At 66.5% G+C, this 21077-nt stretch carries 22 protein-coding genes and 1 tRNA gene; 10 read left to right on the forward strand and 13 right to left on the reverse strand.

What is annotated here, in order from left to right; genetic code table 11:
• Window positions 1–19 precede the first annotated feature (19 nt).
• From G5B40_RS16235 to G5B40_RS16275, 9 genes are all read right to left on the reverse strand, one after another.
• A complete protein-coding gene (locus tag G5B40_RS16235) occupies window positions 20–916 on the reverse strand; it encodes a glycosyltransferase family 2 protein (protein ID WP_165100681.1) in 897 nt (298 codons plus the stop codon).
• A 265-nt stretch (window positions 917–1181) separates the two neighbouring features.
• Window positions 1182–1256 (reverse strand) — tRNA-Glu (locus tag G5B40_RS16240).
• A 57-nt stretch (window positions 1257–1313) separates the two neighbouring features.
• Entirely contained in the window at window positions 1314–3074 is a 1761-nt protein-coding gene (gene recJ / locus G5B40_RS16245) for a single-stranded-DNA-specific exonuclease RecJ (RefSeq protein ID WP_165100684.1), read from the reverse strand.
• Complete coding sequence (locus G5B40_RS16250; protein WP_165100688.1) at window positions 3064–3399, reverse strand: hypothetical protein; 336 nt, start codon at window positions 3397–3399, stop codon at window positions 3064–3066. The genes recJ and G5B40_RS16250 overlap by 11 nt, the downstream gene beginning before the upstream one ends.
• Window positions 3396–4367, reverse strand: coding sequence for a class II fructose-bisphosphatase (gene glpX / locus G5B40_RS16255; protein ID WP_246209575.1), 972 nt, complete (start codon window positions 4365–4367; stop codon window positions 3396–3398). Before glpX ends, G5B40_RS16250 begins: the two co-directional genes overlap by 4 nt.
• A 104-nt stretch (window positions 4368–4471) precedes the next feature.
• A complete protein-coding gene (locus tag G5B40_RS16260) occupies window positions 4472–5764 on the reverse strand; it encodes a homoserine dehydrogenase (RefSeq protein WP_165100691.1) in 1293 nt (430 codons plus the stop codon).
• 73 nt (window positions 5765–5837) lie between these two features.
• Window positions 5838–7058: an LL-diaminopimelate aminotransferase gene (locus tag G5B40_RS16265; RefSeq protein ID WP_165100694.1), complete on the reverse strand. Its 1221-nt coding sequence runs from the start codon at window positions 7056–7058 to the stop codon at window positions 5838–5840.
• A gap of 116 nt (window positions 7059–7174) precedes the next feature.
• Entirely contained in the window at window positions 7175–7762 is a 588-nt protein-coding gene (locus G5B40_RS16270; RefSeq protein WP_165100697.1) for a VPLPA-CTERM sorting domain-containing protein, read from the reverse strand.
• A 148-nt stretch (window positions 7763–7910) separates the two neighbouring features.
• Window positions 7911–8231, reverse strand: a complete 321-nt coding sequence (locus tag G5B40_RS16275; RefSeq protein ID WP_165100700.1) for a hypothetical protein — start codon at window positions 8229–8231, stop codon at window positions 7911–7913.
• A 101-nt stretch (window positions 8232–8332) separates the two neighbouring features.
• On the opposite strand from G5B40_RS16275, the gene G5B40_RS16280 reads away from it, so the two are divergent.
• The 3 genes from G5B40_RS16280 (at window position 8333) to G5B40_RS16290 (ending at window position 11035) form a co-directional block, all read left to right on the forward strand.
• Entirely contained in the window at window positions 8333–10156 is a 1824-nt protein-coding gene (locus G5B40_RS16280) for a PHA/PHB synthase family protein (protein ID WP_211907356.1), read from the forward strand.
• A 121-nt stretch (window positions 10157–10277) separates the two neighbouring features.
• Complete coding sequence (locus G5B40_RS16285; RefSeq protein WP_165100703.1) at window positions 10278–10487, forward strand: hypervirulence associated TUDOR domain-containing protein; 210 nt, start codon at window positions 10278–10280, stop codon at window positions 10485–10487.
• Window positions 10488–10501: 14 nt separating this feature from the next.
• Entirely contained in the window at window positions 10502–11035 is a 534-nt protein-coding gene (locus G5B40_RS16290) for a DUF488 domain-containing protein (RefSeq protein ID WP_246209579.1), read from the forward strand.
• Window positions 11036–11057: 22 nt separating this feature from the next.
• On the opposite strand, the gene G5B40_RS16295 is transcribed toward G5B40_RS16290, so the two are convergent.
• Genes G5B40_RS16295 through G5B40_RS16310 form a run of 4 tightly spaced genes read right to left on the reverse strand, consistent with a single transcriptional unit; the run spans window position 11058 to window position 14510 of the window.
• Window positions 11058–11885, reverse strand: a complete 828-nt coding sequence (locus G5B40_RS16295) for a metal ABC transporter permease (RefSeq protein ID WP_281350522.1) — start codon at window positions 11883–11885, stop codon at window positions 11058–11060.
• The gene (locus G5B40_RS16300) at window positions 11882–12760 is read right to left on the reverse strand and encodes a metal ABC transporter permease (protein WP_165100711.1); all 879 of its coding nucleotides are present in this window, start codon (window positions 12758–12760) and stop codon (window positions 11882–11884) included. The genes G5B40_RS16295 and G5B40_RS16300 overlap by 4 nt, the downstream gene beginning before the upstream one ends.
• Window positions 12757–13632: a manganese/iron ABC transporter ATP-binding protein gene (locus tag G5B40_RS16305; protein ID WP_165100714.1), complete on the reverse strand. Its 876-nt coding sequence runs from the start codon at window positions 13630–13632 to the stop codon at window positions 12757–12759. The genes G5B40_RS16300 and G5B40_RS16305 overlap by 4 nt, the downstream gene beginning before the upstream one ends.
• Window positions 13629–14510, reverse strand: a complete 882-nt coding sequence (locus G5B40_RS16310) for a metal ABC transporter substrate-binding protein (protein ID WP_165100717.1) — start codon at window positions 14508–14510, stop codon at window positions 13629–13631. The genes G5B40_RS16305 and G5B40_RS16310 overlap by 4 nt, the downstream gene beginning before the upstream one ends.
• Before the next feature lie 130 nt (window positions 14511–14640).
• On the opposite strand from G5B40_RS16310, the gene G5B40_RS16315 reads away from it, so the two are divergent.
• The 7 genes from G5B40_RS16315 to kynA all read left to right on the forward strand — a co-directional run bounded on the left by G5B40_RS16315 (window position 14641) and on the right by kynA (window position 20996).
• Window positions 14641–15066, forward strand: coding sequence for a Fur family transcriptional regulator (locus G5B40_RS16315; RefSeq protein WP_165100720.1), 426 nt, complete (start codon window positions 14641–14643; stop codon window positions 15064–15066).
• A gap of 278 nt (window positions 15067–15344) precedes the next feature.
• Window positions 15345–15572, forward strand: coding sequence for a hypothetical protein (locus G5B40_RS16320; protein WP_165100723.1), 228 nt, complete (start codon window positions 15345–15347; stop codon window positions 15570–15572).
• A 255-nt stretch (window positions 15573–15827) separates the two neighbouring features.
• A complete protein-coding gene (locus tag G5B40_RS16325) occupies window positions 15828–16817 on the forward strand; it encodes an SMP-30/gluconolactonase/LRE family protein (RefSeq protein ID WP_165100726.1) in 990 nt (329 codons plus the stop codon).
• A 10-nt stretch (window positions 16818–16827) separates the two neighbouring features.
• Complete coding sequence (locus tag G5B40_RS16330) at window positions 16828–17919, forward strand: isocitrate/isopropylmalate dehydrogenase family protein (RefSeq protein WP_165100729.1); 1092 nt, start codon at window positions 16828–16830, stop codon at window positions 17917–17919.
• Window positions 17912–18931: a Gfo/Idh/MocA family protein gene (locus tag G5B40_RS16335; protein WP_165100732.1), complete on the forward strand. Its 1020-nt coding sequence runs from the start codon at window positions 17912–17914 to the stop codon at window positions 18929–18931. Before G5B40_RS16330 ends, G5B40_RS16335 begins: the two co-directional genes overlap by 8 nt.
• Complete coding sequence (kynU, locus tag G5B40_RS16340) at window positions 18928–20154, forward strand: kynureninase (RefSeq protein ID WP_165100735.1); 1227 nt, start codon at window positions 18928–18930, stop codon at window positions 20152–20154. Before G5B40_RS16335 ends, kynU begins: the two co-directional genes overlap by 4 nt.
• Window positions 20151–20996, forward strand: a complete 846-nt coding sequence (gene kynA / locus G5B40_RS16345; protein WP_211907357.1) for a tryptophan 2,3-dioxygenase — start codon at window positions 20151–20153, stop codon at window positions 20994–20996. Before kynU ends, kynA begins: the two co-directional genes overlap by 4 nt.
• Window positions 20997–21077 lie beyond the last annotated feature (81 nt).

The raw sequence follows: 21077 nt of genomic DNA on the forward strand, positions 1-21077 counted from the left end.
AAGGAAAGCTGAAGGGGGGTCAGGCTTTCATTCGGCGGGCTCTCTTTGCGCGCCGCTTCAAGCGGCCTCTCTGAACCGCCAGATAGGCGAAGGCGGACAGGCGGCCGAATGCTGACTGACCCGGCGTCAGCAGAATCGCGTTCAGATATTCCCGCGAGACACGGCGGGCCGGTCTCGCATCCGCGACCGTGTCGGGATCGAACCACTTGGCGACCTCGTCGGGCGTTCTGTTCGCGCGTTGCGAACCCTCGTCATGAAGGCGGCGCATGAACTGTGGCGCGCAATCCAGCCGGATGATCTTGCCCAGCAGCGCGCATTCGGCCAGCAGCACATAGTCCGATGCGATGTAACTGCCGATCAGCCGGGTGCGCGCAAGTTCCGTCCGGCGGAACATTCCGAAGATCGACGTGACGATGCCCAGGCCCTCCAGCACCTCATACATGCGCCTCGCCGGCGTTCCGGCCGCTGTATGCACACATGAGGGATGCTCCTGATCTATCTGGTTTCCGTGCTCGTCGATATATCTGAACGCCGGATAGACGAGCACGGTGTCCCTGTCGGCGGCGTCAAAACCGCTCAGGCAGGTCGAAAGGAAGTCCGGCTCAAGAATGTCGTCGTGAGCCAGCCAATTGAAATGTTGCGCGCGGGCGAGGTGGAAAACGTAATTGTAATTCTTGGCCGCCCCGATGTTGCGCGGATGCCGGACATAGGTGATGCGCGAATCCCGTTCCGCGAATGCCTGGCATATTTCCGGCGTCGCGTCGGTCGAGGCGTTGTCGGAGATGATGAGTTCGAAGTCCTGGAAGCTCTGGTCCAGAACCGACTGGATCGCCTCCTCGAGATAATTCTCGCCGTTGTAGACCGGCAGCCCGATGCTGCACCGGGGCGTATTCGCATCTGCGCCTTCGCTCGTCATGCGTCGATTCCCCGACTCTGCGCGGGCGTTCCTCGTCTCGCCCTGCGCGCATCATGCGCACAGATCGCCCGACGATCAAACGCCGCCGAAACACGATGAAGAACATCCGTGACGGCGCGCCTGTAGCATGGAGCGACAGCGCGCCGGTCCGCGGATTCGGCACCCGGAAGCATGGACGGGAGAGCCGGCAACGTGGAGAACCTTCGCCAGGGCGTCTTGAACGCGCCCGTCAAAACACCGCAGAAAACGGGGAAAGGATGGAAGGTGGTACGCCCTAGGGGAATCGAACCCCTCTTTCCAGAATGAAAATCTGGCGTCCTAACCGATAGACGAAGGGCGCACGCCGCGCGTGTCTAATCCGGCGGCAGACGGGTTGCAAGCCGGATTCTTCATGGTTTCACCCGGCGGGCGCGGCGTCCTCCACCGTCAGTTTGGCCTTTCGCCTTCCGCCCCAGTCGTCGATCTCCAGCCGCCCGGCGAGATGGACCGGCGCGCCGCCGGTTCCGTCGAGGAAGGGGCCGAGCGGCCCCTCGAAGGCGCGAAAGGCGATGGCGTCGAGCCGCCCGCCCGCCGGGTCTTGAAGCGTAAGTCGGAGATGGCTTTCGCCGGCGCGCTTGGCGAAGGCGACGCGCACAGCCGGAATGGCGAAGCGCGGCGCGCGCGCCGCCTGGCCGAACGGGCCGGCGCGCTCCAGCATTTCGACCAGATCGGGCGTCGCGGCGCCGGGCGCGACGGCGCCGTCGATACGAAGCGCGCGCGCGGCCGGTCGGGCGCCGACCGCTTTCGCCAGCTTCGCGCCGAGCGCCGCCATCGCCGCCTCGATCCCGTCCGCGGCCACCGTCAGCCCGGCCGCCATCCGGTGTCCGCCGCCCTTCAGCAGCGCGCCTTCGCGCGCCAGCGCCGCGACCGCCGCGCCGAGGTCAACGCCCTCCACCGAGCGGGCCGAACCCTTGCCCACGCCATCCGCCACGCCGATCACCACCGCCGGGCGGTCGAACCGCTCCTTCAGCCGCGCGGCGACGATGCCGACGACGCCGGGATGCCAGCCAGGCGCGGCGGCCCAGACGAGCGGCCCGTCGGCGCCGCGCGCCTCGACGTGAAGGGTCGCCGCCTCAAGCACTTCGGCCTCGATTCGCCTGCGCTCGGCGTTCAGGCGATCAAGTTCATGGGCGATCCCCGACGCCTCTTCCGCCGAAAGTGTGGAGAGAAGCCGCGCGCCGAGATCGGCCTTGCCGATGCGCCCGCCTGCGTTGACTCGAGGCCCGAGAAGATAGCCGAGATGAAAGGCGCTCGGCGGCGCGGTCAGCTTGGCGATGTCGGCGAGGGCGCGCAGACCCGGCCGCGCGCGCCCCGCCATCACCTTCAGCCCCTGTCGCACGAAGGCGCGGTTCACCCCGATCAGAGGCGCGACATCGGCGATGGTGGCGAGCGCGACGAGATCGAGCGCCGCCATCAGATCCGGCTGCGCGGCTCCGCGCGCCCTCAGCAGCCGGTTGGCGGCGACCAGCAGGAGAAAGACCACCCCGGCGGCGCAGAGATGGCCCATGCCGCTTTCGTCGTCATGCCGGTTCGGATTCACCACGGCCGCGCATTCGGGAAGCGTCTCTCCCGCCAGGTGGTGATCGGCGATCATCACATCGGCCCCCGCCACGACTGCGGCGGCGACGGGCTCGTGGCTGAGCGTGCCGCAATCGACGCAGACGATCAGGTCGTGCTCGCCGGCGAGCGCGGTCATCGCCTCGACATTCGGCCCGTAACCCTCGTCGACCCGGTCGGGAATGTAGACCGTCGCCTCGCGCCCAAGATCGCGCAGCCAACAGACGAGCAGCGCGGTGGACGACCCGCCATCGACATCGTAGTCGCCGAAGATCGCGATGCGCTGGCGGCGCGCAACCGCATCGACGAGGCGCGCGGCGGCGCGATCCATGTCGCGGAGCGTGGACGGGTCGGGCAGCAGCGTCTTCAGCGTCGGGTCGAGATGCGCGGCCGCGCCTTCTGGCGTCACCCCGCGAAGCGCGAGGACCCGGCCGATGATCTCCGGCGCCCCGAGCGCGCGGGTGATGGCGGCGCCCATGCGCTCCGCCTCAGCGCCGGGGCCGGTCCAGCGTCGGCCGAGGACGGAGCTTTCGACATCGAGAAAGGCCCTTTCAGTCGCCATCGCCGTCACCCGGCCCGCCTTGGCTGTCGCCGCCGGGCCCTTCCTTGCCGATATCGCGCGGGAGCCTGCGGTTCCCCGAGACCCGACGCGGAGGTCGGCCGCGAAGCGCGCGGCGCAGAAGAACGACGCCGACAAGCCAGCCGCCGGCGCAGATGACGAGCCAGACCGCCAGCGGCGTCCGGCCGGTGGCGGCGGCCCCGGAAGTCAGCGCCCAGGCCACGGCAAGAAAGCACGTCGTCCAGAGGATCAGCCACAGGACGAGAAACGCGACGACGGCGGGCCGGGCCGGGCGGCGCGCGGTTTCTTCGCCGCGCGTCGCTTTCACGCGTCCCGCGTCCGGTACTGGAGGCGCCGCACCGACCCGGTGCGCGAGCGCATCAGGATCGTTTCGGTTTCGGTATATTCGCCGCGCCGTTTCAGCCCGGCCAGGATGGAGCCGTCGGTGACCCCGGTCGCGGCGAAGATCACGTCCGCCGTCACCATGTCGTCGCGGCTGTATTTCCGGTTAAAATCGGTGATTCCGGCCGCCGCCGCGCGGCCCCGCTCGTCATCGTTCCGGAAGAGCAGCCGGCCCTGAATCTGCCCGCCCATGCATTTCAGCGCCGCCGCGGCGAGCACGCCCTCGGGCGCGCCCCCGGAGCCCATGTACATGTCGATGCCGGTCTTTTCCGATTCGGCGCAGTGAATGACGCCGGCGACGTCGCCATCGGTGATCAGCCGGATCTGCACGCCGACTTCGCGCAACTCGTTCAGCATGGCTTCGTGGCGCGGGCGCTCCAGCACGCAGACCTTGATATCCTCCGGTCCGCAGCCTTTCGCGTCCGCCAGCGCCTTCACCCGTTCGGCGACGCTCATGTCGAGATCGACCAGGCCCGGCGCGAAACCGGGGCCGATGGCGAGCTTGTCCATGTAGACGTCCGGCGCGTGCAGCATGGTTCCGCGCGGCCCCATCGCGATGACGGTCAGCGCGTTCGGCATGTCCTTCGCGGTCAGCGTCGTTCCCTCCAGCGGGTCGAGCGCGATATCGACCTCAGGACCTTTGCCGGAGCCGACCTCCTCGCCGATATAGAGCATCGGCGCCTCGTCGCGCTCACCCTCTCCGATCACCACAACGCCCTTGATGTCGAGAAGGTTGAGCTGCTCGCGCATGGCGTTGACGGCGGCCTGGTCGGCGGCCTTCTCGTCGCCCCTGCCGATCAGGCGGGCGGAGGCGATGGCCGCCGCTTCGGAAACCCGGGCGAGTCCGAGCGAGAGCATCCGGTCGGCGAATTCGGTGTGAATCTTCTGGTTCATGCGCTCTGGTCCCCTTTCCGCATTTCGCCGCTTCATACGCGCTCGGACGCAGAGGGGTAAAGCGCGCCGGTGGAGAATCCGCCGCCGCCCCCCCGGCGCGGGCGTCAGAGTTGTTCGATGCGGATCGCCACCGCGGGGCCGGTTGCGACATCGCTCGTGGCGATGGTGGAGAGCGCGGCGTCGAGCCGATCGCGGTGCGTCTCGTGCGTGGTGATCAGCACGGTCGCCTCGCCGCCCTCGGCCGCGTCCGCGCTCTGGCGCATCTGGTGAATGGAGACCCCTTCGGCCCCGAGCGCCGCCGCGACCTTGGCGAGAACGCCGGATTCGTCGCGAAGCGCGAGCCGGAGATAATAAGCGGCGGGCGCCCCTCCGGTGGCGCGCGGCGCGGCGCGCAGCTGCGCCGCGGGAATGCCGAACGCCGGCGTCCGCGCGCCCCGCGCGATGTCGATCATGTCGGCGGCGATGGCGGAAGCGGTCGGTCCCGCTCCGGCGCCGGGCCCCTCATAGACGGTGCGGCCGGCGAAATCGCTTTCCAGCACCACCATGTTCGTTACGCCCTCAAGCTTGCCGATCGGGCTGCCGGCGGGGGTCAGGCAGGGCTGCATTCGCTGCTCAAGCCCGTCCCCATGCATCCGGGCAACGCCGAGCAGCTTGATCCGGTAGCCCATCTCGGCGGCATGGGCGATATCCGCGAGCCTGACCTGATCGATCCCCTCGGTCTTCACCCCGTCGAAATCGACGCGGGTTCCAAAGGCGAGCGCGGCCATGAGCGCGAGCTTGTGCGCCGCGTCCGTCCCGCCGACATCGAATGACGGGTCGGCCTCCGCGTAGCCAAGGCGCTGCGCGTCCTCCAGCACTTCGGCATAGGGTTCGCCCCCCGCCTCCATTCTTGTCAGGATGTAATTGCAGGTGCCGTTCAGGACGCCCATCAGCCGGGTGATCCGGTTGCCGGCCATGCCCTCGCCGAGCGCCTTGACGCAGGGGATGCCGCCGGCGACCGCGGCCTCGAACCGGAGCGCGGCGCCTGACGCCTCGGCCGCTTCGGCCAGCGCCTGCCCGTGATGCGCCAGCATCGCCTTGTTCGCGGTGACGACATGCTTGCCGGCGCCGAGCGCGGCCTCGGTCGCCGCCTTGGCCGGGCCGTCCTCTCCGCCCATCGCCTCGACCACCAGATCGACATCGTCGCGCCGGGCGAGGGCGACCGGGTCGTCCTCCCATGCAAACGCGGAGAGATCGACGCCGCGCTCGCGCGTCCGGTTGCGGGCGGAGACAGCCGCAACGACAAGCGGGCGCCCGGCCCGTCTTGTGATTAGCGCGGCATTGGTCTCAAGCAGCTTCAGAACGCCGCCGCCAACCGTGCCGAGGCCGATGATTCCGATGCGCAGAGGGTCGGTCATGCCGGGATTCGCCTTCGATCGTTTGAACGCCGCCCTCTTGCGACAAAACCTCGTCCGGAGCAACGTGGGCGGGTCAGCCGGGTGCGGCGGCCATGATCTCATCAGCCTTCGCCAGAACCTTTCTGACGCCGCGCGCGGCCTGGCGGATCCGCTGTTCGTTCTCCACCAATCCGAGGCGCACATACCCCTCGCCATATTCGCCGAAACCGACGCCGGGTGAGACTGCGACGCCCGCTTCCTTCAGGAGGAGCTTGGAAAAACCCATTGAGCCGAGCTTCCTGAAAGCCGGCGGCGTCGGCGCCCAGGCGAACATCGTTGCGGGAGGCGCGGGAATCTCCCACCCCGCCTGCGCCATCGCCGAGACCAGCGTGTCGCGCCGGGCGCGATAGACGCCCCTGATCTCCTCGACGCAGTCCTGCGGGCCATTCAGCGCCGCCGTCGCCGCGACCTGCACCGGAGTGAAGGCGCCGTAATCGAGATAGGATTTGATCCGCGTGAGCGCGCCGATCAGCCGCGCGTTGCCCTGCGCGAAGCCGATGCGCCAACCCGGCATCGAATAAGTCTTGGAGAGAGAGGTGAACTCGACCGCGATCTCCTTCGCGCCTTCGACCTGAAGGATCGAGGGCGGCGGGTTTCCATCGAAGTAGATTTCCGCATAGGCGAGATCGGAGAGCAGCCAGATTTCGTGCTTGCGGGCGAGCGCGATCAGTTCGCGGTAGAACTCCAGATCGCAGACCTGCGCGGTCGGGTTCGAGGGAAAGTTGACGATGATCGCCGTCGGCTTCGGAACCGAATGCACGACGGCGCGCTCGAGCGCCTTGAGGTAGGATTCGGGTTCGAACCGCCCTTCGGTCAGCGCCGGAATATGCCGAAGCGCGGCGCCGGCGATCATGAATCCGTAGGGGTGGATCGGGTAGGACGGATTCGGCGAGAGAATCACGTCGCCAGGCGCAGTGATCGCCATGGCGAGATTCGCCAGCCCCTCCTTCGAGCCGAGCGTTGCGATCACTTCCGTCTCCGGGTCCAGCTTTACGCCGAACCGCCGCTCGTAATAGGCCGCCTCGGCGCGGCGAAGCCCGGCGATGCCCTTCGAGGCGGAGTAACGGTGGGTGCGGGGTTTTCGCACCGTTTCGACCAGCTTGGCCACGATGTGGGCGGGGGTGTCCATGTCCGGATTGCCCATGCCGAAATCGATGATGTCGACGCCCTTGGCGCGGTATTCCGCCTTCAGCCGGTTGACCTCCGCGAATACATAAGGCGGGAGGCGTCTAATACGGTGAAATTCGTCGGTCATGGCGCGCGTTTTCTCCAGCGGGCCTCGGGAATAGCGCCGCTGCGCGCCGCCGGCAAGAACCAGCGGCGCGCGGCCGGAAGAAGCGGATGTGGGAGAGGGGAAAGGCAGGCGCGCGCTCAGGCGGCGCGGCGGCGGCGCATGAAGCCGAGACCGCCAAGCGCGCCGAGAAGAAGCCAGGCCGACGCCGGCAGCGGCACCGACGGCATCGGCGCGGACGCCGCGGCGGCGAAGGCGTCGAGCCGGACATTGCCGCCATTGCTGGAGGTGAAGACCAGTGACCGGACGCCGGCGAAGAACCCGTCATCGAAAGCGACGGTGTGAAAGCGCTTCTTGCCGAAATCGGCGATGCTGAACGAGATCGTCGCGGCGTTGTCGGCGGTCAGCGTCAGGGTGTTTCCGGCCTTGCCGGTTTTCGTGGAGCTTCCGCCGAGAAAGCTGAAGCTGATCTGGTTGAGGTCGAACCGGTCGCCCGATTCCAGCGTCATCACCATACGCTCTTTCTTGTTGAGCGCGGCGCAGGCGCCCTTCATGCAATTGCCGTTCACGATGCGGGCGTCGTCGAAAGCGAAGCCCGCCTCGACGTAGGCCTCCCCCTTTTTCGGCTTCCCGTCATCGAAGCCGACCGTCGCCGCGCCGGCGCCCCCGCCGAAGAACGCGACCGCAAGCGCCGCCATGATGACCCGAAAACCTGTGTGCTTCGTCATATTCCGATCCCCCCGAACCAGCAGCGAACCCGCGCCGCCCCCTATCGATGGTTGGGATGTAAAGTCGAAATGTGTCGTGATTGCGCCGCATCTGCGGCCCATTGAAGGTATTTCCGTTAACGTAAGCGTTAAGGTTGGAGGCGGTCGCTTATTCGATCGGTCCCGCCAGCGCGGCGCGCCGTGTTTCGGCGGCCTCGGCGGAGACGGCCGCGTCGATCTGCGCGGCGTCGCCGAGCGCGGGGTCGGGTGTCGCGTCGGTATGCACGCCCGGCGGCGGCGCCGGCGGAATATCTGCAAGGCGCGGCCAGTCGGCGTTCGATTCGTCGGTCACGGTCGCCGAAACGGGAACCTTGCGAAAGATCTCAGGGCCGGATCCGACGCACGCGCCGAGGGATGCGACGAGAAGACCGCTCGCCACAAGCGCGAATGTCGGATAGGCGCCGCGCTTCAGTCGAGGTGTATGCGCCATTCGGGCCGCCCCATGCTACAGTCCGGATACAGAGTATCGAATGCGCGCGCGCGCCGCCAGCGCTGGCGGGCCGCAGAGGCGAATCGTGGGAGGCGACCATCATGAGCGACGAGAAGGGACCGAAAGGCGATCTTCCCGGCCCCGACATTCCGGGTGTCGAGGAAAGCGCCGAATTCGCCGCGAACATGGCGACGGTCATGCAGCACGCGCAGGAAATCTGGGCGCGGATGGCGGAGGCGGGCGCCAGGGACGAACGCCCGCATCACCCCGATCCGATGAACGTCGCCCCGGTGTTTACCGAACTCACGAAGGAGATGCTGAACAACCCGCGCGAACTGGCGGAGAAATCGCTCGAACTCTGGGGCCAGCAGGCCGAACTCTGGCGCCGGACGATGATGGGCTGGATGGGGGCGGAAGAAGCCGAGCCGCTCGCGGAGCCGGAGCGAGGCGACAAGCGTTTCGCCGACAGGGAATGGTCGGAGAACCAGGTCTTCAACTACATGAAGCAGGCCTATCTCCTGTCCTCGCGTTGGACGCAGGATCTGGCGCACAATATCGGCCAGATGCCGGAGCGCGATCGCAGGAAGCTCGACTTTCACATGCGCAACGTCGTCGAGGCGATGAGTCCGTCGAATTTCGCCGCGACCAACCCGGAGGTGCTTCGCGCCACCATCGCGGAAAAGGGCGCCAACCTCGTGCGCGGCGCGGAGGCGCTGTCGAGGGACATCGCGCGCGGCAAGGGCAAGCTGCTGATCTCGCAAACCGACATGAACGCCTTCAAGGTCGGCGAGAACATGGCCCTGACCGAGGGCGCGGTGATCTGGCAGGACAACGTGCTGCAGCTGATCCAGTATGCGCCGAAGACGAAGACGGTCTGGTCGCGCCCCCTCCTCTTCGTGCCGCCCTGGATCAACAAGTATTACGTGCTCGACCTCAACCCAAAGAAGTCGATGATGCAGTGGCTGGTGGAGCAGGGCCATCAGGTCTTCATCATCTCCTGGGTCAATCCGGGGCCGGAGCAGAAGGGCGAGACCTGGGACAGTTACATGACCGCGATCATGACCGCGCTGGACAAGGTTCGCGAGGAGACCGGGCAGAGCCAGGTCAATATCGGCTCCTACTGCATCGGCGCGACGATGACCGCGGTCATGCTCGCGCACATGGCGCGCACCGGGGATGAGCGTGTCGCCTCGGCGACGATGTTCACCGGGCAGATGGAGTTCTCGTCGGCCGGCGATCTTCAGGCGCTGGTGGACGAGAAGACGCTGGAGATCGTCGACGAGCAGATGGAGGAAGGCTATCTGCCTGCGGACACGATGGCGAGCGCCTTCAACATGCTGCGCTCCTCCGATCTGATCTGGAGCTATGTCGTGCAGAACTACATGCTCGGCAAGGACCCGTTCCCCTTCGACCTTCTCTACTGGAACGCCGATTCGACCGCGATGCCGGCGAAGGTGCATCATTTTTATCTGGACAGGTTCTACCAGAACAACGCGCTGGCGAAGGGGGAACTGGTCGTCCATGGCGGCAAGGTCGACGTCGCCGATATCCGGATACCGGTCTATCACCTCGCCAGCCGGGAGGATCACATCGCCCCCGCCGCCTCCGTCTATCGCGCGGCCAAATTGCTGGTGAACGCCAAGAACCGCTTCGTTGTCGCGGGCTCCGGCCATATCGCCGGGGTGGTGAACCCGCCGGCGCTCGGCAAGTATCAGCACTGGGTGCGCGACGACATGGACGCGCCCGACATCGAGACGTGGCTGGAGAATGCGAAAGAGGTTCCCGGCTCCTGGTGGCCGGACTGGGATCGCTGGCTGAAGCGCCGCTCCGGCAAGAAGATTCCGGCGCCCACGCCGGGCGCGAAGCTGGGCGTGATTGAGCCGGCGCCGGGCTCATATGTGAAGGTGCGTTTCGACGAGAAATGACACGGGCGAAAGCGCGTCGTCCCGCGCCGCCTTCGGGCGGGCCGGCGCGGACGGCGCGGCGTCTCGCCGGGTGTTGGAACCCTGGCCGGCCCCCGGCGTTCTCACCGTCGAGGAGGCAGATATGACGAAGTTTTCCAAGGGCGACCATGTGAGCTGGAATTCCGAGGCCGGCCGCGTCAGCGGGCGCATCTCGAAAGTCCACAAGCAGAATTTCGAATTCAAGGGCCGCACCCGCCACGCCTCCGGCGAAGAGCCGCAATATGAGATCGAAAGCGACAAGACCGATCACGTCGCCGCGCACAAGGAAAGCGCCCTGACGAAGATCGGCTGATGGGGGCGCGGTTCATGAGCGTCGGTCACTCGAACCGGCCGCTCCCCGAATTTCTCGACATTCTCCGCCACGCCCGCGTCGGGCTTCTGGTCGATGTGCGTTCCTTCCCCCGGTCGCGCGGCAATCCGGCCTTCAACATTGGGCGTCTGCAGCAGGACCTGGCGCAGGTTCAGATCGGCTATCGCCACATCCCCGCGCTCGGTGGTCGGCGCGGCAGGCAGGCGCAGGTGGAGGAGACGGTGAACGCCATGTGGCGCGTGAGGAGCTTTCACAATTATGCGGATTACGCCCTTGGTGAGGAATTCGCCGCCGGATTCGCTGAACTCGTGGCGTTCGGGCGCGAGACGCGCGTGGCGATGATGTGCGCCGAGGCCGTCTGGTGGCGCTGTCATCGGCGCATCATCACCGATCATCTGCTTGTTAATGGCCACGCCGTCGACCACTTGATGGGCGGCGAACGGATTGACCCGGCTCGGCTCACGCCCGGCGCATGCCGCAGGGACGCAGGCGCCGGCGCGGGCAGGGTGGTCTATCCGCCGGTGGCGTGACCGCCCCCGCGCGCCGGCGGCCCTAGGCGTCGGTTCGACGGGCTCTCACGCTTGCGGCGACGAAGGCGGCGATGAACGCCGCCGTCATCAAGAGGACGATGGTCGGCGCCGGCGCGCTGTCCAGGAAGAAGCTGAGCCAAACGCCCGTCACGGCCGCCGCGACCGCGACCGCGACCGCGACCGCCATCATCGCTCCGAATCGCCGCGTGACCAGAAACGCCGTCGCCCCCGGCGCGATCATCAGCGCGATGGCGAGGATGATGCCGACCGCCTTCAGGCTGGCGACGATGGTGAGAGAGAGCAGCACTAGCAGCCCGTAATGCAGCAGCCGCACCGGCAGGCCCGCCGCCCTGGCTTGCGCCGGATCGAAAGCGTGCAGCGTGAGATCCCGCCATTTCAGCAGGATGAGCAGCGCCACCACGCCGGCGATCACGCCGGTTTCAATCAGGTCGGCTGGGCCGATCCCGAGAATGTCGCCGAAAAGGATGTGGTCGAGATGCGCGTCGGTGGTAATTTTCGTGTACATCACCACGCCAAGGCCGAACATGCCGGAGAACACGACGCCCATCACCGTGTCCTGCTTCACGCGGCTGTTTTCCTGCAGGTAGCCAGTCCCGAGCGCGCAGATCATCCCGGCGACGAACGCGCCGATCCCGATCGGTATGCCGATGATATAGGCCCCGACCACGCCCGGCAGCACGGCGTGCGAGATCGCGTCGCCCATCAGCGACCAGCCTTTCAGCACCAGAAAACAGGAAAGCAGCGCCGCGGGAACTGCGATCAACGCCGCGATCAGCATCGCATCGCGCATGAAGGGAAGCGAGAAGGGCAGCATTAGCTCTTCCATCACGCGTCGCCCTCCGCGGGGTTGTCGATGCGCGCGATCGCCGCCGCCCGCCGCCGGATCGCGGCGACCCGGCCGTGTTTGGGCGCGAGGAAGAAGGCGAGGAGAAAGAGGAATGTCTGAAGGACGACGATCACCCCGCCCGTAGCGCCGTCGAGAAAATAGCTCAGATAGGCCCCGACGAGGCTCGTCCCGGCGCCGAGCGCGACCGCCAACCCGATCAATCGCGGAAAGCGGTCGGTCAGCAGATAGGCCGTAGCCCCCGGCGTCACCACCATGGCGATCACGAGAAACGCGCCGACCGTTTGCATCGCCGCCACCGTCGCCGCCGCCAGCAGCGTGAAGAAAAGCCCGCGCAGGAAGGTGACGCGGAGCCCGATGGCGCGGGCATGGGTCTCGTCGAAGAACACCGTCATCAGGTCGCGCCAGGTCAGCAGCAGCGCGCCCATCGAGATAACGCCGATGATCGCCAGTTGCAGCGTGTCCGCCGGCGTGATCGCCAGAATGTTCCCCATGACGATGGTCTGGATGTTCACCGAGGTCGGAGAGAGCGAGACCATGAAGAGGCCGAGTCCGAAGAACGAGGTAAAGATCAGCCCGATGATCGCATCCTCTTTCAGCCCGGTGCGGTTGTTGAGGAACAGCATCGTCGCCGCCGCCAGCCCGCCGGAAAGAAACGCGCCGAGCGCGAACGGCAGCCCGAGCATATAGGCCCCCGCCACCCCCGGAACGATGGAATGGGAAAGCGCGTCGCCGATGAGCGACCAGCCTTTCAGCATCAGGAAAGCCGAGAGGAACCCGCAGACGGCGCCGACCATGGCGCTGACCCAGATCGCGTTGACCATATAGCCATAGGAAAACGGCTCCAGCAGCGCGCTCATCGGTCCCGCTCGTCATAGAGCACGAAGGGCCGTTCGTCGTCGGAGATGACCGTGACCTGCCGCGCGTCCTCGTCATCGTGAAGATCGGCGCCGCCAAGCACGAAATGCCGCAGCACGCCGCCGAACGCCTTTTCCAGGTTGTGCTGGGTGAAGATCTCTCGTGTCGGACCGTGCGCCAGAACCGTGCCCTTGATCAGCACCGTGCGGTCGCAGAACTCCGGCACCGAGCCGAGATTGTGGGTCGAGACCAGCATCACGCGGCCCTCGTCGCGCATCTCGCGCAGAAGGGTGATGATCGCCTCCTCGGTCTTCACATCGACGCCGGTGAAGGGCTCGTCGAGCAGGATCACCCGCCCGTCCTGCGCCAGCGCGCGGGCGAGGAAGACCCGCTTGCGCTGACCACCGGAAAGCTCGCCGATCTGCCGGCGGCGGAAATCCGTCATCCCGACACGGGCGAGGGCGACCCTGACCGCCTCCCGGTCCGCCGGGCGGGCGCGGCGCGTGAAGCCCATATGGCCATAGCGCCCCATCATCACCACATCGTCGACCAGCACCGGAAACGACCAGTCGACCTCCTCCGCCTGCGGCACATAGGCCACGAGATTGCGGCCGACCGCCTCCTCCACGCTAAGGCCGAGAATCCGGACCTCCCCCGTGGCGGCCTTCAGAAACCCCATGATCGTCTTGAACATGGTCGACTTGCCGGACCCGTTGACCCCGACCAGCGCGGCGATCGACCCTTGCGGAACCTCGAAGCTCGCATCGCGGAGCGCCGTCACCCCGTTCCGGTAGGCGACTGTGACATGGGAGACGGAGATCCCCGCCGCCGGGGCTGCGTCCGTGTGCGCGGCGGGGCTCGGCGTCGCTCTCACTGCGACAGTCCCTTGACGATCGTTTCCGAAGTGACGCGCAGCAGGTCGAGATAGGTCGGCGCCGGCCCGCCCGGCTCGCTGAGACTGTCGACATAGAGGACGCCGCCATAGCGCGCGCCAACCTCGCGCGCGACCTGCTGGGAGGGTTTCGGCGAGACCGTGCTTTCGGAGAAAATCACCGGGATGTTCTCCGCCCGCATCACGTCGATCACATGGCGCACCTGGCTCGGCGTACCCTGCTGGTCGGCGTTGATCGGCCAGAGGAAAAGCTCCTTCAGTCCGAAATCCCGCGCCAGATAGCTGAACGCGCCTTCGCCGGTCACCAGCCAGCGATGCCCTTCCGGCAACGCCTCCAGCTCCTTCCGAATCGGCGCCGCCACCGCGTCAATCTCCGCCATGTAGGCGGCGGCGTTGGCGCGGTAGACGGCCTCGTTGGTCGGATCGAGCCGGATGAAGGCGTCACGGATGTTCGCGACGTAGATCTTGCCGTCTTCCGGTGACATCCAGGCGTGCGGGTTGGGTTTTCCCGTATACGGGCCATCCGCGATGCTGATCGGCTCAACGCCGTCGGAGGCGACGACATCCGGCACGTCGCGAAGGCTCTGGAAGAACTTCTCGAACCAGAGCTCGAGGTTGAGGCCGTTCCAGATGATCAGGTCGGCGTCCTGCGCCTTCAGTATGTCGCGCGGCGTTGGCTGGTAATTGTGAATCTCCGCGCCGGGCCGCGTTATCGAGACGACCTCGGCGGCATCGCCAGCGACGTTGGCGGCGATGTCGGCGATGACCGTGAAGGTCGTCACCGCCTTCAACCGGTCTGCCGCGGCCGGCCCGGCGGCGTAGATAATAGTGAGGCATAGCGCTGCGAGGCGGAGGATCATCGTCGGAATTTCCTGTGTTGCGACTTCGGCTCGAGGTCAGTGATGATTATGAGAATGATTTGCATCTTGTCAATCCAGATGAAAGCGCGTCGCATTTACCCGCTCAACCGGTCGGGTTATAAGCGGCTTCATGACGAACGTGACGACCATCGCCAAGGAAATGGAGGAGGCGCTCCGCGCCGACGGCGTGCGCATCACGCGCCAGCGCGCCGCGCTGCTCAAGGTGCTGGCCGGCGCCGACGACCACCCGGACGCGAACGAGTTGCACCGGCGCGCGCGGGAGATCGAGGACACCGTCTCCCTCGCCACCGTCTATCGCACGCTCTCCGCGCTTGAAGCCCAGGGCGTCGTCCATCGGCTCGCCTTCGAGGGCGAGCCGGCGCGATTCGAGACCACCAACGCGCCGCATCACGATCACATCATTGATCTGGAGACTGGCGAAGTCATGGAGTTTCGTTCCGAAAAGATCGAAGCGCTGCAGGCCCTTATCGCCGAAGAACTTGGCTATGAGGTCGTGCATCATCGGCTGGAGCTCTATTGCCGTAAGCGGAAATAGGACCACGATGCGACGCCGGGCTGGAAATCCGCGCCGACCCCTCGTAGATCCTGGATAGAATCGGCCTTTGAGCGAACCAAGGCGCTTCAGGCTGCGAAGCCAATCAGGATTAGCGCCTTCTTAACGTCATCTTAACGAATTACGCAGCATCTGGCAGATGTTGGAACCATGGTCGTCCCATAAGCGTTCGCTATCCATCATGTGTTGACGAATGCAACTTATGAGGGATACGTATTTTGACTGCACATCCTGAGATAGGAAGGAGGCGCACTGTCGCTATGGCGTTCCCGGCATTTCTCGTCTCCACCTGCATTATGTGGATGGCGACGTTCGCATTATGGCTGAAGTTTCCCTACGGCTTTTTCGCCAGTCTGGGTATTGGTGTCGTTATCGGAACCGCAGCTTTCTTCCTGATCATCGGCCTTCACGTGGCTGTTCGCAAGCTCTTTTGCAGCGCGGAGAATGACAACTTGTCGCTGGATACGGTCGCGTCGGAGCGGCGCTGATCGGCTTTCGGGCGCCGTATTCGCAGAGCGGACGACTATTCCGATCAAGACGATGAATCCTCCGTAGTCATGTGAATCGGGCTCATTCCGCGCGCGCCCACCGCGTCCAAATCCCATCGCCCGACCTGAACGCTGGAAGCAAAACGGCGTCGCGCCGGACCGGGCGTGCGCGAATGGTCTATCCGGCGCGCCGCGTGTCGAAAGCTTCACGAACCCTCTGGTCCGCATGGACGCCCGCGCATAGTCTTCGCCGGGATGATCGACCTTGACGCCCTGAGCTTTATCGGCGCCGGCCTTCGGCGGCCCGAATGCGCGCTGGCGCACGGGTCGGGAATCGTCTTCGCGCCGGATTGGACCGGGAAGGGCGGCGTGGCGATCCTCGCGCCGTCGGGCGCCGTCAGGCGGATCGAGGCGCGCTGGCCCCAGCCTCTGCGTCCGAACGGGATCGCGCTGGAGGCGGGGGGGGCGTTCCTGCTCGCTCATCTCGGAGACGAAGATGGCGGTGTTTTCCGCATGGATCACGCGGGCGCGATCGAACCGGTGCTGACGGAGATCGGCGGGCGCGCTCTGCCGCCGACGAATTTTGTGCTCGTCGACGCCGAGGGGCGGCTCTGGGTCACGGTCTCCACCACCATCCAGCCCCGAGCGGACGATTATCGGAAGGACGCCTGTACCGGCTTCGTCGTTCTGATCGACGGCGCCGGCGCGCGGATCGTTGCCGACGGACTCGGGTACGCGAATGAATGCGCGCTATCGCCGGACGGCCGGAGGTTCTACGTCAACGAGACGTTCGCGCGCCGCACATCGGTGTTCGACATCGGCGCGAACGGCGCGCTGGCCAACCGCCGGACCTTCGCCGCCTACGGGCCCGGAACCTATCCCGACGGTCTGGTCTTCGACGCGGAGGGCGGGCTCTGGGTCACCTCGATCGTCTCCAATCGCGTCATCCGCGTTCGCCCCGACGGCGCGCAGGAGATCGTCGTCGAGGACGTCGCACCAGCGCATCTCGACTGGACCGAAGCGGCGTGGGCGACGGATGCGATGGGCCGGCCGCATCTCGACACCGCCGGCGGGCGCATTCTGAAGAACATCTCGAACCTCGCCTTCAGGGGCGAAACGCTTGAAGAAGCGGTGCTCGGCTGCCTCCTCGGCGACCGTCTCGCGGTGTTTTCAAGCCCGGTTCCGGGCCACCCGCCCCCACATTGGCGTGTCGATCTCGGCCCGCTTGCTTGCGTTCTCGACTGAAGGAGACCACATGGTCCAGGATTTCAACATCGCCGTCTTTCCGGGCGACGGCATCGGCCACGAAGTGACCCCGGCGGCGGAGACGGTGCTGGCGGCGGCGGCGGCGCGCTGCGGTTTCGGGCTGAACTGGAACCATCTTCAGGGCGGCGCGGCGTGCTGGCGCGAAACGGGGCATGAAATTCCCCCCTCCGATCTCAAGACGGCCGGGGCCGCCGACGCGATCTTCCTCGCCGCGATGGGTTTGCCGGAAGTGCGCCATCCCGACGGGCGCGAGATCACGCCGCAGATCTCGATCCGCTTTCATTTCGATCTCTACGCCGGGGTGCGCCCGGTTCGCCCGATCCCCGGCGTCCGCCCGGTGCTGGCCGACCCGCGTGCGGCGAAGATGGATTATGTCATCCTTCGCGAAAGCACCGAGGGGCTTTTCGCCCCCGCCGCCAAGGGGTCTGCGACGGCGGACGAGGCGCGCGAGACGATGCTGATCACCCGCAAGGTTTCCGAAAAGCTCTTTGACTTCGCCTTTCGCATGGCGGAGGCGCGGAAAGCGGCGGGCCATCCCGGAAAGGTCACCTGCGTCGACAAGGCCAATGTCTTCGCCGCCTTTTGGTACTTCCGCGAGATTTTTCATGAGCGGGCGAAGGCTTTCCCCGCGATCACGGCCGACGGCGCCTATGTCGACGCTTTCGCGATGACCATGGCGCAGAAGCCGGGCGCGATCGACGTTGCGGTCACCGAGAACATGTTCGGCGATATCCTCTCCGATCTCGGCGCGGCGCTGATGGGCGGCATGGGTTATGCGCCCTCCGCCGATATCGGCGACGAGCACGCGGTCTTCCAGCCCTGTCACGGGACGGCGCCGGATATCGCGGGCAAGGGCCTCGCCAACCCGACCGCGATGATCCTCTCGGGTGCGATGATGCTCGAATGGCTGGCGGAGCGGCAAGGCGCGCCAGAAGCCGCCTGCGCCGGCGGCCTGATCCGCCGCGCGGTCGACATGGCCTTCGCCGGCGGCGATCTGGTGACGTGCGAACTTGGCGGCGACGCCGGGATCGAAGCGGTGAAGACGGCGGTGCTGGCTGCGCTCGAGCGGCTGGATGTCTGACCCGGAGATGCGTGTCGCGCTGGTCGGCGCGGGCTATTTCGGCCGCTTTCACGCTGACGCCTGGGCGCGCATCGAGGGCGCCGAGCTGGTCGCGGTGGTCGACAGCGACTCGACGACGGCCGAAGGGCTGGGCGCGCCGGTTTTCGCCGACGCGGTGGAGATGGCGCGCGCGCTGACCCCCGACATCATCGACATCGCCGTTCCGCCCGCCGCGCATCTCGGCCTGATCGAGGCCTTGGCGCCGCTCTGCGCGCGCCTCATCTGCCAGAAGCCTTTCTGCCGCGATCTGGCCGAGGCGGAGCGCGCCACGGCCGTGGCCGCCCGGGGAGGCGCGCGCCTCATCATCCATGAGAATATTCGCAACCAGCCCTGGTATGCGGAGGCCGCGCGGTTGATTCGCGACGGCGCCATAGGCGACCCTTGGTCGCTTTCCTTTCGCCTTCGCCCCGGCGACGGGCGCGGCGCCGAAGCCTATCTCGCCCGCCAGCCCTATTTTCAGAAGATGGAGCGGTTTCTGGTCCATGAAACCGCGATCCACTGGATCGATCTCTTTCGCGCGATCTTCGGCGAGCCGGAAGGGGTCTACGCCGATCTGCGCCGGCTCAACCCGGCGATCAGGGGCGAGGACGCCGGGATCGTCATCCTCGACTGGCCGGACGGGCGGCGTGCGCTCTTCGACGGCAATCGCCTCGCCGATCACGCCGCAACCGACCGGCGCCGGACGATGGGCGAGTTTCTGGCCGAAGGCGATTCCGGCGCGCTCCGCATCGACGGCGAGGGGCGGATTTTCCTTCGAAAAATCGAAGAGAACGCCGAACGGGAGCATCGCTTCGACTGGCGAGACAGGAATTTCGGCGGCGACTGCGTCTATATTTCATGCATGAACTATCTTGACAGTTTCCGGACCGGCGCTCCTAATCCGACCGAGGCGGCCGCATATCTCGCCAACCTCAGGATCGAGCAGGCGATCTACGAGAGCGCCGCCGAAGGACGGAGGGTCGTTCCCGGATGACAGATATCGCGGCGCTTGACCGGGCCGACCCGCTGGCCGCGAAACGCGCGGAGTTCCTGATCCCCGAGGGGGTCATCTATCTCGACGGCAATTCCCTCGGCCCGCTGACGAAAGGCGCGCAAGCGCGGATCGCCTCCGCCGTGGCCGACGAATGGGGCGAAATGCTGATCCGCGGCTGGAACGACGCCGGCTGGTTCACCGCGCCGGGCCGGGTCGGCGACCGGATCGGCGCGCTGATCGGCGCGCCGCCGGGCAGCGTCACCGCGGCGGACAACACCTCGATCAACGTCTTCAAATGCCTCTCCGCCGCGCTGGCGATGCGCCCGGACAGGAAAGTTGTGCTTTCCGACAGCGGCAATTTTCCCACCGATCTCTATATCGCGGAAGGGCTGATCGCGGGGCTGGGCGGCGGCCACAGGCTGAAGACCGTGGCGCCGGAGGAAGTTGCCGACGCGCTCGACGAGGACGTCGCGGTGATGATGCTGACCGAGGTCGATTATCGCACCGGCCGGCGCCATGACATGGCCGGGCTCACAAGGCGCGCGCATGAGGTCGGGGCGCTGGCGATGTGGGATCTCGCGCATTCCGCCGGGGCGTTTGAAGTCGATCTGACCGGCGCCGGGGCCGATTTCGCGGTCGGCTGTGGCTACAAATACCTGAATGGCGGGCCGGGGGCGCCGGCCTTCCTCTATGTCCGGCCCGAGCGCCAGGCGCGGGTGCGGCCGCTGATCTCCGGTTGGATGGGGCATGAGGCGCCTTTCGCCTTCGATCCGGATTACCGCCCGCTGGAGGGGATCGGCCGGATGCGGGTCGGGACGCCGCCGGTGATCTCGCTCAAAGGGCTCGACGCCGCGCTCGATGTGTTCGACGGCGTGGAGATGGCGGCGATCCGGGCGAAATCGATCTCGCTTTCCGAACTGTTCATCGCCGAGGTCGAGCGGCGCTGCGCCGGTCATGGGCTGCGGCTCGTCTCGCCGCGCGATCCCGCGGTGCGCGGAAGCCAGGTCTCCTTCGCGCATGAGCAGGGTTACGCGGCGATGCAGGCGTTGATCGCGCGCGGCGTGATCGGCGATTTTCGCGCGCCGGACGTCATGCGCTTCGGCTTCGCGCCGCTCTATCTTTCGCACGCAGACGTCGCCGCCGCCGCCGGCGTGCTGGCCGAGGTGCTGGACGGCCGGCTTTGGGACCGGCCCGAATACCTGACGCGGTCGGATGTTACATGAAACGCGAGAAACCGAAGCACGAAGCGGAGGCGGAAGGCGCGCGGATGTCGTTCGAGGGCGCCATGGCCTATGGCGACTATCTGAAGCTCGACCGGATTCTCGACGCGCAGGCCCCGCTCTCCTCCGCGCATGACGAGATGCTGTTCATCATCCAGCACCAGACGAGCGAACTCTGGATGAAACTGGCGCTCCACGAACTCGAAGCCGTGCGTCGCGCGATCCGCGCCGACGACATGCCGACCGCTTTGAAGATGATGGCGCGGGTCAGCCGCATCTTCGAGCATCTGAACAACGCCTGGGACATTCTGCGCACGATGACGCCGAGCGAGTATACGCGGTTTCGCGACGATCTCGGGCAATCTTCCGGCTTCCAGTCCTGGCAATACCGCTCGATCGAATTCATCAGCGGCAACAAGGCGGCGGCGCTGTTGAAACCCCATGCGCATCGGCCGGACGTGGTCGCGGACCTCAAGCGCCGTCTCGCCGAGCCGAGCCTTTATGACGAGGCGATCCGGCTGCTCGCCCGTTCCGGCCTCGTCATCGCGCCGGAGGCGCTGGAGCGCGACTGGACCCAGCCTTACCGCGCCGACGACAGCGTGCGCGCCGCCTGGGGAGAGGTTTACCGCAACCCCGAGGCGATGTGGGGGCTTTACGATCTGGCCGAGAAACTGGTGGATTTCGAAGATTACTTCCGCCGCTGGCGCTTTAATCATGTCACCACGGTCGAGCGGGTGATTGGCTTCAAGCGCGGCACCGGCGGAACATCTGGCGTCGCCTATCTCAGGAAGATGCTGGAGGTTGTGCTCTTCCCCGAGCTTTGGGACGTGCGCACGGCGCTTTAGGCGGCAGGCGCGCCTGATGGAGACCCCGGCTCAAAGCGGGGGTCTCGATGGATGGCGCAATCTGGGCGCATTCTCGGATCA

The sequence above is a fragment of the Pikeienuella piscinae genome, from assembly GCF_011044155.1.
GTDB lineage: Bacteria > Pseudomonadota > Alphaproteobacteria > Rhodobacterales > Rhodobacteraceae > Pikeienuella > Pikeienuella piscinae.